General features: G+C 69.5%; 17 protein-coding genes and 1 tRNA gene. 9 read left to right on the top strand and 9 right to left on the bottom strand.

Going from position 1 to position 12,545, the window contains the following annotated elements; genetic code table 11:
• Window positions 1-16: 16 nt before the first annotated feature.
• The gene (locus J0F76_RS11910) at window positions 17-739 is read right to left on the bottom strand and encodes an SseB family protein (protein WP_207469698.1); all 723 of its coding nucleotides are present in this window, start codon (window positions 737-739) and stop codon (window positions 17-19) included.
• Between the two features lie 123 nt (window positions 740-862).
• Between J0F76_RS11910 and J0F76_RS11905 the strand changes: the two genes are divergently transcribed.
• Window positions 863-1,861 carry a serine hydrolase domain-containing protein gene (locus J0F76_RS11905; protein WP_207469696.1) on the top strand — a complete coding sequence of 333 codons (999 nt, stop codon included), beginning with the start codon at window positions 863-865 and terminating at the stop codon, window positions 1,859-1,861.
• 15 nt (window positions 1,862-1,876) lie between these two features.
• Here the strand turns inward: J0F76_RS11905 and J0F76_RS11900 are convergent, their stop codons facing one another.
• Window positions 1,877-2,326: an outer membrane protein assembly factor BamE gene (locus tag J0F76_RS11900; protein WP_207469695.1), complete on the bottom strand. Its 450-nt coding sequence runs from the start codon at window positions 2,324-2,326 to the stop codon at window positions 1,877-1,879.
• A gap of 145 nt (window positions 2,327-2,471) precedes the next feature.
• On the opposite strand from J0F76_RS11900, the gene J0F76_RS11895 reads away from it, so the two are divergent.
• The 4 genes from J0F76_RS11895 to J0F76_RS11880 all read left to right on the top strand — a co-directional run bounded on the left by J0F76_RS11895 (window position 2,472) and on the right by J0F76_RS11880 (window position 5,540).
• Window positions 2,472-2,996 carry a YceD family protein gene (locus tag J0F76_RS11895; protein WP_207469693.1) on the top strand — a complete coding sequence of 175 codons (525 nt, stop codon included), beginning with the start codon at window positions 2,472-2,474 and terminating at the stop codon, window positions 2,994-2,996.
• 243 nt (window positions 2,997-3,239) lie between these two features.
• Entirely contained in the window at window positions 3,240-3,446 is a 207-nt protein-coding gene (rpmF, locus tag J0F76_RS11890) for a 50S ribosomal protein L32 (protein ID WP_167623051.1), read from the top strand.
• A gap of 22 nt (window positions 3,447-3,468) precedes the next feature.
• Window positions 3,469-4,569, top strand: a complete 1,101-nt coding sequence (plsX, locus tag J0F76_RS11885; RefSeq protein WP_207469692.1) for a phosphate acyltransferase PlsX — start codon at window positions 3,469-3,471, stop codon at window positions 4,567-4,569.
• A complete protein-coding gene (locus J0F76_RS11880; protein ID WP_207469691.1) occupies window positions 4,566-5,540 on the top strand; it encodes a beta-ketoacyl-ACP synthase 3 in 975 nt (324 codons plus the stop codon). Before plsX ends, J0F76_RS11880 begins: the two co-directional genes overlap by 4 nt.
• A gap of 4 nt (window positions 5,541-5,544) precedes the next feature.
• Here J0F76_RS11880 and J0F76_RS11875 read toward each other — a convergent pair whose 3' ends face one another.
• The gene (locus tag J0F76_RS11875; protein ID WP_207469690.1) at window positions 5,545-5,820 is read right to left on the bottom strand and encodes a DksA/TraR family C4-type zinc finger protein; all 276 of its coding nucleotides are present in this window, start codon (window positions 5,818-5,820) and stop codon (window positions 5,545-5,547) included.
• A gap of 168 nt (window positions 5,821-5,988) precedes the next feature.
• Here J0F76_RS11875 and ihfA point away from each other — a divergent pair, with 168 nt between their 5' ends.
• The 4 genes from ihfA (at window position 5,989) to J0F76_RS11855 (ending at window position 8,176) form a co-directional block, all read left to right on the top strand.
• Window positions 5,989-6,291: an integration host factor subunit alpha gene (gene ihfA / locus J0F76_RS11870; RefSeq protein WP_207469689.1), complete on the top strand. Its 303-nt coding sequence runs from the start codon at window positions 5,989-5,991 to the stop codon at window positions 6,289-6,291.
• A gap of 15 nt (window positions 6,292-6,306) precedes the next feature.
• Window positions 6,307-6,897: a MerR family transcriptional regulator gene (locus J0F76_RS11865; protein ID WP_207469688.1), complete on the top strand. Its 591-nt coding sequence runs from the start codon at window positions 6,307-6,309 to the stop codon at window positions 6,895-6,897.
• A 79-nt stretch (window positions 6,898-6,976) separates the two neighbouring features.
• A tRNA-Pro gene (locus J0F76_RS11860) sits at window positions 6,977-7,054 on the top strand.
• Between the two features lie 54 nt (window positions 7,055-7,108).
• Complete coding sequence (locus J0F76_RS11855; protein WP_207469687.1) at window positions 7,109-8,176, top strand: 2'-deoxycytidine 5'-triphosphate deaminase; 1,068 nt, start codon at window positions 7,109-7,111, stop codon at window positions 8,174-8,176.
• 134 nt (window positions 8,177-8,310) lie between these two features.
• On the opposite strand, the gene J0F76_RS11850 is transcribed toward J0F76_RS11855, so the two are convergent.
• The 6 genes from J0F76_RS11850 to J0F76_RS11825 form a co-directional block, all read right to left on the bottom strand.
• Entirely contained in the window at window positions 8,311-9,411 is a 1,101-nt protein-coding gene (locus J0F76_RS11850; protein ID WP_207469686.1) for a THUMP domain-containing class I SAM-dependent RNA methyltransferase, read from the bottom strand.
• Between the two features lie 38 nt (window positions 9,412-9,449).
• The gene (locus J0F76_RS11845) at window positions 9,450-9,653 is read right to left on the bottom strand and encodes a hypothetical protein (RefSeq protein WP_207469684.1); all 204 of its coding nucleotides are present in this window, start codon (window positions 9,651-9,653) and stop codon (window positions 9,450-9,452) included.
• 4 nt (window positions 9,654-9,657) lie between these two features.
• A complete protein-coding gene (scpB, locus tag J0F76_RS11840; RefSeq protein ID WP_207469724.1) occupies window positions 9,658-10,275 on the bottom strand; it encodes an SMC-Scp complex subunit ScpB in 618 nt (205 codons plus the stop codon).
• Window positions 10,276-10,316: 41 nt separating this feature from the next.
• The gene (locus J0F76_RS11835) at window positions 10,317-11,135 is read right to left on the bottom strand and encodes a segregation and condensation protein A (RefSeq protein ID WP_207469682.1); all 819 of its coding nucleotides are present in this window, start codon (window positions 11,133-11,135) and stop codon (window positions 10,317-10,319) included.
• A 63-nt stretch (window positions 11,136-11,198) separates the two neighbouring features.
• Entirely contained in the window at window positions 11,199-12,188 is a 990-nt protein-coding gene (gene nagZ / locus J0F76_RS11830) for a beta-N-acetylhexosaminidase (protein WP_207469680.1), read from the bottom strand.
• Window positions 12,189-12,198: 10 nt separating this feature from the next.
• A partial coding sequence (locus tag J0F76_RS11825; RefSeq protein WP_207469678.1) for an SPOR domain-containing protein occupies window positions 12,199-12,545 on the bottom strand: 347 nt, incomplete at its 5' end.

The following is a 12,545-nucleotide window of genomic DNA, read 5'->3' as shown; positions in this document are numbered from 1 at the left end:
CAACCGTGCTTGCCCCTCAGCGCAGGATCGGCGGGCCTTTCGGGCGCTTCGGCGGCTCGGGCGCCTCGACCGTCAGGTCGAAGCGGAGGATGCCGGGGGGCAGGGTCGCGTCGGTGAAGCTGACATCGACGCCGCCGGGCTGTTCCGGCAGAAAGGCCAGCGCCTCGGCCAGGGCCTTGGCGATGGCGGGATGATGGGCGGGATCGGCGCCTGCGATCAGGACGACATGGCCGTCCCCGGCGCCGGCAAGGGCCGCGCCCGCGATCAGGCCGCGCATGTCGCCCAGGCGTTCGGCCAGGGGCTGCGCCAGGGCTTCGACGACCTCGGCCGCGGGCGAACCGAGGCGCAGCCGGGCCTCGGCCGCCTGGGGGGCGGCGGCAAGCGCGCCGGTCAGCCAGTCCAGCATCGCGGCGTCCAGCAGCATCTCGGACGGCTGGCCCGGATTGACCAGCAGCCCCGCCCCTTCGGCCTTCAGCAGGCCTGCCAGCACCCGCCCAGGCATCGCGGCATAGGCCACGGGGCCGCCGAAGAACCCGGCCAGCCGGTCCTCGGTGTCGCAGGCCAAGGCCACGGGGCCGCCTTCCAGCGGGAAGATGCGCAGTTCCACCTGGTCGCCCGCCGACTCGGCCACCAGGGCCACGGCCAGTTCGGTATCGGCCAGCCGCGACAGCATCCGCGCGCGCTGGGGCGCGTCGGCATCGTGGAAGGGAGTCGTGGCAAGATCGTCAAGCGCGGTCATGGCAAGGCCTTTTGCAACGAAAGCGGGCACCGCCCTGCCCTAATTGCGCCACGCCCCCCCGGCAAGCCCAAGCTGACGCAACCGTGATTCCCTGCGGCGGGGATGGCGCCACATATATCCGCCATGAACCGCCGCACCCTTCTGCTGACCGCCAGCCTGTCACCGCTGCTTGCCGCGCCCGCCCTGGCGCAGGCGGGCCTTGTCCCGATCCTCGACGATGCCGCGCGGCTGGAAAACCTGCGCGCCGTCGCCGTGTGGCGCGGCGGAGAGGAGATCGCCGCCCGCGGCTATGGCGGCTTCACCCCCGACCGGCCGACCAACATCAAGTCGGCCTCGAAGTCGATCGTTTCGGCCCTTGCCGGGATCGCCATCGACCGGGGCGAACTGCAAGGCCCGGACCAGCCGATCGCGCCGATCCTGCAGGGCGACCTGCCCGCCGACCCCGACCCCCGGCTGGCCGCCGTGACGCTGGGCAACCTGTTGTCCATGCAGGCGGGACTGGAGCGGCAGTCGGGCGCGAACTACGGCGCCTGGGTCAGCAGCCGCAACTGGGTGCGCGCCGCGCTGGCGGCGCCCTTCACGCAGGACCCGGGCGGACGGATGCAGTATTCCACCGCCTCGACGCACCTTGTGTCGGCGATCCTGACGCGGGTGACGGGCCGGTCCACGCTGGATCTGGCCCGCGACTGGCTGGGCGACGTGCCCGGCTTCGCCATCGCCGGCTGGGAACGCGATCCCCAGGGCATCTACCTGGGCGGCAACCAGATGGCGATGAGCACGCGGTCCCTGCTGGCCTTCGGCGCGCTTTATGCGGACGGCGGCCGCGCGGGCGGGCAGCAGGTCGTGCCCGAGAGCTGGATCGCCGAAAGCTGGCAGCCGCGCACCGCGTCGATCTTCAGCGGCCAGGGCTATGGCTATGGCTGGTTCTTGGGCGAGGCCAGCGGCCGCCCGGTCCGCTATGGCTGGGGCTATGGCGGACAGATGATCTATGTCTTCCCGGCGACCGAGCGGCAGCCCGCGATGGCCATCGCCATGACCTCGGACCCCGACCAGCCGTCGGCGCGGACGGGATACAGGAACGACCTGCACATGCTGGCGGACCGGATCGTGCAGGCGGCCTGAACCGCCTGTCGGGGATCAGTCGATGATGTCCGCCGCCTGGAAGTTGCCCAGATTGCCCAGCAATTGCCCGATCAGCGAGATCTCGGTCACGCTGCCCTCGGTCACGCGGCGCGACAAGGTGACGACGCGGCCACGCTCCAGCCCGAAGCGCTCGACATTGGTCACCACGCCGCCGGGGGCGAAGGACACGGCCACGACCTCGCGGTTGATCTCGCGCGGCTCCAGCGCGCCGTAATGGCGCCAGCGCGAGCCGACGTAATACCAGCCCGACCCGGTCAGCAGCCCCTGGGCCGAGGGGCGGCCGATCAGGCCCTGCAGCTCGTCCACGGTGGCCTGGCCGACCACGACCTGCGACAGATCCTCGGGCGCGGGGATAAATCCGTGGTTGCGATAGACAGGCGCGCAGGCGGCAAGGCCAAGAACGGCCACGAAAGCCAGAATCAATGCAGTCCTGATGGCTTTCATTCCGTCTTTCCTTTGATCGGGCTGTTGACGCGGCCCGCCCGGCTTAGCAAACTCGGGCACCGCGCTCAAGAATGACAATCCCGTCGCGGGTTTGGCGCCGATCACACCGGCGGCAATGCCCCGCCGACACCGCCCCGAGGCCCCCATGTCCAGCCCCCAAGCCCAGCCCGAACGCCTGCGCACGGCCCATCTGAACCCGCGCGCGCCGACGCCCTTTGCCCTGACGCCCGACGACGAACGCTGCGCGGCCATCGCGGCGGAACTGGGGATCAGCGCCCTGTCGAAGCTGACCTTCGAGGGCGACATCCGCGCCGAGGGGGGCGATGCCTGGGCCCTGACCGGCAGGCTGCGCGCCCGCGTGACCCAGCCCTGCGTCGTGACCCTGAAGCCGGTCAGGACCATGCTGGACGAGGAGGTGGAACGTCACTACTCGCCCCATGTCTCGACGCCCGAGGGCGACGAGATCGAGATGCCGGACGACACGCTGGAGCCCTTGGGCCAGTTCATCGACCTGGCCGCCGTGATGATCGAGGAACTGGCCCTGGCCCTGCCGGAATACCCCCGCGCCGAAGGGGTCGCCTTCGAGGCCGCCCCCGAGGAAGCCGCGCCGGACACCCGCCGCCCGTTCGAGGGGTTGGACAAGCTGCTGCGCGGCCGCGACGCGGACTAGGGCCGAATCCCTTGCGCCGACCGTTGCCCCGGTGCCACATCCGCAGGGGTTTTCCGCACTGCCATGCGCTTGACGCTGGCGAAAACCGCCGGCGCGGGTGCAATTAGCCGGGCCTGCCCCGCCGCAAAGGGGTTGCGGGCAGGGCCGTCATGGCGTATCTGCGCGGTTCATTTACGAATTCCATCCCCCCGGGTGCGCAAGAACGCCTGCGCGTTGCACCCCATACAAACCCGAGGTTGTGACATGGCTGTCCCTCAGAATCGCGTTACCCGGTCCCGCCGGAACATGCGCCGCGCCCACGATGCCCTGGTCGCTGGCAACCCCAACGAATGCTCGAACTGCGGCGAACTGAAGCGCCCGCATCACGTCTGCCCGTCCTGCGGTCACTACGCCGACCGCGAGGTCGTGGCCCAGGCGAACGAGATCGACCTGGACGACGACGCGGCCTGATCGGGCTTGGCATCCGCGCGAGATGACCGACCGTGACGTGACCAAGCCTGGACTGCACGCCTCCGGCCACGGGGGCAGCGTGGTGATATCGGTCGATGCCATGGGCGGTGATCGCGGCCCTGCGGCGGTTGTCGCGGGCATGGCCGAAAGCGCGGCCGTAAACCCGGAAATCCGGTTCATCGTGCATGGCGACGAAGCAGAGCTTCGCCGCCTTGTCGGCCGTAAAAAGGCCCTTGCCGGGCGGTGCGACATCCGCCACGCTGGGGGCGTCGTCACGATGGACGACAAGCCCAGCCAGATCGTGCGCAAGGGCGACGGCACCTCGATGTGGTCGGCCCTCGAATCGGTCAAGACCGGAGAGGCAGGCGCCGCCGTCAGCTGCGGCAACACCGGTGCCTTGATGGCGCTGTCGATGCTGCGCCTGCGCAAGCTGCCGGGCGTGAACCGCCCTGCCATCGCCTGCCTGTGGCCTTCGACCAATCCGCAGGGCTTCAACATCATGCTGGACGTGGGCGCCGACATCCGCGCCGACGCGCATGATCTTCTGCAATATGCCCTGATGGGCGCGTCCTATGCCCGCAACGGCCTTGGCCTGAGCCGGCCACGCGTCGGCCTGCTGAACGTGGGGACCGAGGAACACAAGGGCCGCGCCGAACTGAAGCAGGCGCAGGACATGATCCTTGCCGCCGCGGACGCGGGGCAGTTCGACTATGTCGGTTTCGTGGAAGGCGGCGACCTGCCCTCGGCGCGCGTGGATGTGATCGTCACCGACGGATTCACAGGCAACATCGCCTTGAAGACCGGGGAAGGCACGGCCAAGCTGGTCGGCACCCTTCTCAAGGACGCCTTTGCGAATTCGATCATGTCCAAGTTTGCCGCCGTTCTGGCGATGACCTCTCTCAAGCGCCTGCAGAAGCGGATCGACCCGCGCCGTGTGAATGGCGGAATCTTCCTGGGCCTGAACGGCACCGTGGTCAAATCCCACGGCTCGGCCGACGCGACCGGCGTGTCGGCGGCGATCAAGCTGGCCTTCACCCTGGCGAAGTCGGGCTTCCAGGACCGGCTGGCCGCCCGCGTGGCGCAAGCCGCCGCCGCCGCCCCGGGCGCCGAGGCCGCATCGTGACGCTGCGTTCCGTCATCCGCGGCACCGGACATTACCTGCCCGAGCGTGTCGTCCCGAACAGCTGGTTCGAGGAACGGCTGGACACCACCGACGAATGGATTCGCACCCGCACCGGGATCGAGCGGCGTCATTTCGCAGCCGAAGGCCAGGCCACCAGCGACATGGGCCTGCGCGCCGCCCGCGCTGCGCTGGACAAGGCCGGGCTGCGCCCCGACGACATCGACGGGATCGTGCTGGCGACCTCGACCCCCGACTACACCTTTCCGGCCTCGGCCACGATGATCCAGCACGGCCTGGGCATGACCCATGGCTTTGCCTATGACGTCCAGGCGGTCTGCGCGGGCTTTGTCTTCGCGCTTGCCAATGCCGATGCGCTGATTCGCGGCGGCATGGCCAAGCGTGTCCTGGTCATCGGCGCCGAGACGTTCTCGCGCATCATGGACTGGACGGATCGCAGCACCTGCGTCCTGTTCGGCGACGGCGCGGGCGCCGTCGTGCTTGAAGCGCAGCAAGGCGATGGCAGCAGCAAGGACCGCGGCATCCTGGCCAGCGACCTGAACAGCGACGGCCAGTACCGGGACCTTCTGTATGTCGACGGCGGCGTCGGCACCACCGGCACGGCAGGCCAGTTGCGGATGCAGGGCAACCTCGTCTTCCGCCACGCGGTCGAGAAGCTGGCCAAAACCGCCAAGATCGCGCTGGACAAGGCCGGGCTGACGCCGGCGGACGTGGACTGGCTGGTCCCCCACCAGGCCAATGCCCGCATCATCACGGCGACGGCCCAGAAGATGGGGCTTCCCGCCGAAAAGGTCATCCTGACCGTCGCCGATCACGGCAACACCTCGGCGGCCTCGATCCCGCTGGCGTTGTCGGTGGCCGATGGCCAGGGCCGCTTCCGCGAAGGTGACGTGATCGTGACCGAGGCGATTGGCGGCGGCCTCAGCTGGGGATCGGTCGTCCTGCGCTGGTAGGTGCCTATTTCAGCTGCGAATCCTTGCTGCCGCGCCGGTTGAAGCCTGCTGCGGGACGCCAGGCCCGGTCGCGGCCCGACTGACATTCGACACAAAGCTGCACGCCGGGAATGGCGCGGCGCCGGGCTTCCGGCATCGGCTCGTCGCAGTCGACGCAGGCGGTGGCGCTTTCGGCGGCAGCGGCGCCGCCTGCGCGACGGCGCGCGCGGGCAATGGCCTCGGCCGTGCTGACGTCGATCTGGTCATTGACGGCCTCGTCGCGGGCCCATCCTCCGGCCATCCTGCCCTCCTTCGGTGTCGGACAAAGATAGGATTGCCATGGTTGTTTGCAAAGCGATCCGCTCGCGCAATCGGATGGCGTCCGCGATTCTCGGAACGAAAAGACGGCGCTTCTCGTTGACAGGCGGAAGAATCCGCACCATCCTTGTGAAATCAAAGGGGAAAAGTCATGAGTGACAAGACGCTGACCCGGATGGATCTTGCTGAAGCCGTGTTTCGGGACGTCGGCCTGTCACGTCACGAGTCCGCGCAACTGGTCGAATCGGTGCTTGAACACATCTCGGACGCGCTGGTCCGGGGCGAGCAGGTGAAGATCTCGTCCTTCGGCACCTTCAGCCTGCGCGACAAGAACGAGCGGATCGGCCGCAATCCGAAAACGGGCGAGGAAGTGCCGATCACCCCCCGGCGCGTGCTGTCCTTCCGCCCCTCGCATCTGATGAAGGATCGCGTGGCGGCGGGGAACAAGGGCTAGGGGCCTGCGAACTGAATGACGAAGGGCGCAGACGCATTCCGGTCGATCGGCGAGGTGGCAAGGCTTCTGGGCGTGGCACCGCATGTCCTGCGCTATTGGGAAACGCAGTTTCCCCTGCTCAAGCCGATGAAGCGCCCCGACGGGCGGCGCTACTACCGCCCCGAGGACGTGCGGCTGGCGGCGGGGCTGTGCACCGTCCTGCGCGACGAGGGGCTGACGATCCGGGGCGCGAAGAAGCTTCTGGCCCGCGATCGCGGAGCCTCGGTCCGCGAGCGTGGCGTGGTCCGGCTGAGCGAGCTTGTCGAACCGCCGGTCGAGGCCGCAGACCTTGAGGATGAAGGCGTCGATCTGGCGGTCGAGGACATGGAGGACGATTTCGACCTCGCGCCTGCGCACGAGCCGCGATCCCGCCTGCGCAGGCGCCATGCCCCCGCGTCCCAGCCGCTGTCCGACCGTGCCCCTCAGGAAGGGCGGCCCGCCGGATGGCTGGCCGACATGGTCACGCTGAACGCCCGGCTGCGCGATCTGCGCCCCGTGGATACCGCCGCACCCTGTCGCCGGGCGGCCTTGTCGCGTCTGCGCGATGCCCTGGCGCGGATTTGCTGACAGACAAGGCTGCCCAAGCGCAGATTTCCGCCTTGTGGCCCTTGTGCATGGCCGCCGGATCGCTCTATACGGTGCGCGTCGGGCCGTGGCGCAGTCTGGTTAGCGCGTCCGTCTGGGGGGCGGAAGGCCGCGAGTTCGAATCTCGCCGGCCCGACCAATTCGAAAACGTCCATCCCTGCCGGGGTGGGCGTTTTCGCATGAAAGGACCGGCATGAACGGCGTTCTTCCCGACAGCGGCATCCGCAGCCTGATCCAGTCCGGCGCGATTGCCGCCGATCCGGCCATCATTCCCGAACAGATCCAGCCCGCCAGCCTCGACCTGCGGCTGGGCCGTGTCGCCTATCGCCTGCGCGCCAGCTTCCTGGCCGGCCGCGGGCGTCGGGTGATGGAGCGGCTGGCAGACGTGCAGATGCACCAGATGGACCTGACGAACGGTGCGGTCCTCGAACGCGGCTGCGTGTATCTGGTCCCGCTGATGGAACGCGTGTCATTGCCCGCCGGGCTGACGGCGGTGGCGAATGCCAAGTCCTCCACCGGCCGGCTGGACCTGCTGACCCGGCTGGTGGCGGACGGCGGCACGGAATTCGACCGGCTGTCCGAAGGCTACAGCGGCCCCCTTTATGCCGAAATCTGCCCCCGCAGCTTTTCGGTCCTTGTCCGCCCCGGCATGCGCCTGAACCAGTTGCGGCTGCGGCAGGGCCAGGCGGTGCTGTCGGACGACCAGTTGCGCGCGCTGAACGACCGCGAACCCCTGGTAGGCGGCGAGGCATTGATCGACCAGGGCCTGGGCTTCTCGGTCGATCTGCGCCCCTCGGCGGGCGATCTGGTCGGCTATCGCGCCCGTCCGCACAGCGGCGTGATCGACCTGGACAGGATCGGCGCCTATGACGCCCGCGAGTTCTGGGACGAGTTGCGGACGACGGATGGCCGCCTGATCCTCGATCCCGGCGCCTTCTATATCCTTGTCAGCCGCGAATCGGTGGCGATCCCTGCCGACTACGCCGCCGAGATGGCGCCGTACCTGGCCATGGTCGGCGAATTCCGCGTCCATTACGCAGGCTTCTTCGATCCCGGCTTCGGCATCGGCGAGGCTGGCGCAGGCGCGCGCGGCGTCCTCGAGGTCCGCTGCCACGAGGCCCCCTTTGTTCTGGAACACGGCCAGGTCGTCGGGCGCCTTGTCTACGAACGCATGGCCGCGCGGCCCGACCGGCTCTACGGCGCGGGAATCAAGTCGAACTACCAGGGCCAGGGCCTGAAGCTCGCCAAGCAGTTCCGCTGAACCCCGGCTTATTTGCCTTGGTCCAAATATCCTCGGGGCTTCGAAGCGCCCGGAAAAAGGTCCGGTAGACCTTTTTCAGCGAAGAAGGGGCCGGAAGGCCCGAGCGGGGGGCGAAGCACCCCCGGCTTGGGGCGCTACAGCGGCCCTGATTGCCACAGCCGCACCTTCAGCCCGCCATGGGCGACGACCGGCCCCGACTCCAGCGGCAACCCGGTGGCCTTCGCCAAGGCGCCCTCGCTGGTCACGATCCCCACCCGCCAGCCGCTGAAACGCTCGCGGAAGACCTGCCCCATCGCGGCGTGCAGGCCGAACAGCGGTCCCTTGTTGCCGATGCGCGCGCCATAGGGCGGGTTCACGATGACGATCCCCGGCGGGCAGTCAGGCCGCTGCACCTCGCCGATGGCACGGCACTCGAACCGGGTCAGGCCCGCGACCCCCGCCCTTTCCGCATTCTGCGCGCTCATGCGGATGGCGCCCGCATCGCGGTCGCTTCCGAAGAACTGCGCCGACGCAGGGCGCGTCGCGATGCCAGAGCGCATGGCCTGCCAGGCAGCGGGATCGAAGCTTGCCAGTTGCTCGAATCCGAACGGGCGGCTGCGGCCGGGCGCCAGGCCCGCCGCGATCTCGGCGGCCTCGATGACAAAGGTGCCGGAACCGCACATCGGGTCCAGAACCGGCTGGCTGCCGTCAAAGCCCATGGCGCGCAGGAACATCGCGGCCATGGTTTCGCGCATGGGCGCCTTGGCGACGGCTTCCTTGTGGCCCCGCTTGTGAAGCGACTCGCCGGTCGTATCCAGGCTGACGGTGACAAGGTCGTCCTCGATCCGCACCTTGACGACCAGGGCGGCGTCGGGGGCCAGGGGCGCCCCCAATTCCTCGGCGATGGCGCGCTCGATGCGCTGGGTGGCGGCGCCCGCATGATAGATGCGGCTGGCCTTGCAGGTGGTTTCCACGCGAACCGGCACGTCGGCCCGCAGGACCGACGCCCAGGGGAACTTGCGCGCCCGCTTGTCCAGTTGCGCCAGATGCAGCGCGCGGAAGCTGCCCACGCGGGCCAGCACGCGCGTCGCGCCCCGCAGCCACAGGTTCGCTCGCCAGACATCGGGCCAGCCGCCCGTGATCGTCACGCCGCCCGGCTGCACCACCGGCTGCCAGCCCAGGGCCGCCGCCTCGGCGGCCAAGGGCGCTTCCAGGCCCGGCGTCGCCACCAGGAAAATCTCGAATCTGTCATCCATCGCGCAGCCCTAGCCCGGCCGCGCCGGAAAGGCGAGTGTCAGCGCCCGATGCGGCGGGTCAGCCGGGCCGCCTGGCGGGCGCGCTTGACAGCCGTGCACATGTCACGCGCCTGCTTGGCCGAGACCTTGGCGGGCTTGCCGCCGGATTTCGCGACCCGGTCGATGCCCTTGTTGATGCCCCAGTTCACGGCGCGGCGGGTGACCATGCGGGTCAGCATGTTGATGATGGAATTCAGGCTCATGGGATCAATCGTCCTCGAACAGGTCGTCTGCGGGTGCGGTCGCGGGGATATCGTCATCCTCGTCCCCCAAGGCAAGGGGAACGTGCAGGCCGGGGGCGGGCGGGCGCGATTCCAGAAGACCCGCCGCGCGAAGTTCGGCAAGACCCGGCAGGTCGCGGGCGGATTCAAGGCCGAAGTGGTCCAGGAACGCTTCGGTCACGACAAAGGTCGCGGGGCGGCCGGGGGTCATCCGGCGGCGGCCGATGCGGACCCATTCCATCTCGATCAACTGGTCCAGCGTGCCGCGCGACACGGCCACGCCCCGGATCTCCTCGATCTCGGTGCGGGTGACGGGCTGGTGATAGGCGATGATCGCCAGCGTCTCGATGGCAGCGCGGGACAGGCGGCGCTGTTCCACCGTTTCGGTCTGCATCAGGAAGGACAGGTCGGGCGCGGTGCGGAAGGCATGGCCGTCGCCGATCCGTTCCAGAACGACGCCGCGACCGGCATAGGTCCGGCGCAGGCCGGCCAGCGCCTCGGCCGGGTCGCAGCCGGGGGGCAGGCGTTCCGCCAACTCGCGCACCGTCAGCGGACGCGCGGAGGCGAACAGGATGGCCTCGACCATGCGTTCCTGTTGCGCCATGGGCGGCGGCGGGAAATCGGCGGAAGGGGGGACAGGATCGGTCACGACGGGTCGGTATCGGTCTTGCGGCGAAAGCTGATGGGGGCGAACGAGCCTGTCTGCCGTATCTCGATCCGGCCCTGCCGCGCAAGCTCCAGCGAGGCGGCAAAGGTCGCCGCCGTGGCCGACCGCCGCCGCGCCCCCTTGGCTTCCCAGCCGTCGGGCAGGAAATCGGACAGGTCCATCCAGTCGCCCACATAGCCGATCATGCCGCGCAGCCGATCCAGCGCCTGTTCCATCGTGAACACGTCCTTCCGGTCGAAGGCATAAGGGCGAAACTCATCGCGGGTCTTCATCCGCGCATAGGCACGCATCAGGTCGATCAGCCCCGCCTGCCATTCGGTGCGCCGCGTCCTGGCCACGGTTTCCGGCATCCCGCGCCCGAACCGGCTGATCCCCAGCCTGTCGCGGCCCATCAACTGCGCCGCCGCCTGCCGCATGGCCCCCAGGCGTTCAAGCTGAAAGGCCAGGTGCGCGGCCATGTCCTCGGCGGATGGTCCCTCGGCCTCGGGGTCGGGGGGCAGCAGCAGGCGCGACTTGAGGAAGGCCAGCCAGGCGGCCATGACCAGATAGTCGGCGGCCAGTTCGATCCGCAAGGCGCGGGCCTGCTCCACGAAGGCCAGGTATTGCTCGGCCAGGTGCAGGACCGAGATCCGCATCAGGTCCACCTTCTGCGTCCGGGCGAGCGTCAGCAGCAGGTCCAGCGGCCCCTCATACCCCTCGACATCCACGATCAGCGCCTCCTCGGCACGCCGCTGCGCGACGCTGTCGCCCGAGGGGACGGCGCGCAGATAGGGGATGTCGGATGGGGTTCGGGTCATGGATCGTCCGCCTTGGGCAAGGCGGCAAGCTCTACCGGGGCGGCGGCCCTGTCAAGCAGCGGCTCAGGCGATGGCCGTTGTCAGGCTGCGCCATTCGGCCAGCAGCGCGGCGGGATCGTCGTCCTGCGGCGCGCGGCGCTGCGCCAAAGCCGCCTCGGCCCGGCGGTGGGCATCGGGGGTCAGAGGGCCCGCGGCGGCGACCACCGGCTCCATGCCGGCGATTGTGCCGTTGCAATGCAACACTAGGTCGCAGCCGGCGGCGATCGAGGCGGCGGCGCGTTCTGCCTCGGTCCCCGACAGGGCGTTCATGGTGATGTCGTCGGTCATCAGAAGCCCGTCGAAGCCGATGCGGTCGCGGATCAGGCCGATCATCCGGCGTGAGGCCGTGGCGGGGGCGTCGTCCAGCAGGGTGAACCGGATATGCGCGGTCATGCCCATCGCCAGGTCGTTCAGCGCGCGGAAAGGGGCGAAATCCATCGCATCCAGGTCATCCGGCGTCGCCGTGACCGTGGGAAGGTCGTGATGGCTGTCGGCGATGGCCCGGCCATGGCCGGGCATGTGCTTCATCACCGGCAGGACGCCCGCCGCCAGCATCCCGTCCGCGGCCGCGCGGCCGAGGGTGGCCACGCTGTCAGGGTCCGCGCCAAGGCAGCGGTTGCGCAGGAAGGGGTGGGTGTCGGCCTGCGCCACGTCCAGCGTGGGCGCGCAGTTGCTGTCGATGCCGACGGCGCGCAGTTCGCGCCCGATCAGGTGATAGCGCAGCCACATGGCGCGCGGGCCCGCCCCCGCCTGATCCAGCGGCGCGGGCCAGTCGGTCCAGTGGGGGCCGCGCAGGCGCTGCACCCGGCCGCCTTCCTGGTCCACGGTGATGACCGCGTCGCGGCCCACGGCATCGCGCAGGTCGCCCGTCAGACGGCGCAACTGGTCGGGGCTTTCGACATTGCGGCCGAACAGGATGAAGCCCCAGGGATCGGCCGCGCGGAAGAAGTCCCGCTCGGCCGCGGACAGTTCCGTCCCGGCGATACCGCCGAGGATCGTGGCGTTGCAGGCCATCAGCCGGGCATCAGTTCAGGGCAAGGCAGTCCGTGCCCGCCGATTTCAGCGCGGCGCAGAACTGGCGTGCCTCGGACAGCGAATCGAAGCCCGCGACGCGCAGCCGCCAGAAGGTGCGGCCGTTCGACTGGTGCTGCTGGATCACCTGCTGCTTGCCGCCGAAGACGACATGCTTGCCCATCAGCCGGTTCCATTCGCTGGCGGCGATGGCATTGCTGTCAAAGGCGCCAAGCTGGACCTGCGGGCCGCTTGCCTGCGACGCGGCGGGCGCGGCTTCAGGGCGGGCTTCCGGCGCCTGGGTCGGGCGGCTTTCGGCGGCCACGGGGCGCGCGTCGGTTGCGGTGGTGCCGGCCGAGG

It is taken from the genome of Paracoccus fontiphilus (assembly GCF_017356265.1).
GTDB classification, from domain to species: domain Bacteria; phylum Pseudomonadota; class Alphaproteobacteria; order Rhodobacterales; family Rhodobacteraceae; genus Paracoccus; species Paracoccus fontiphilus.
This window is presented reverse-complemented; position numbering and strand designations above follow the sequence as displayed.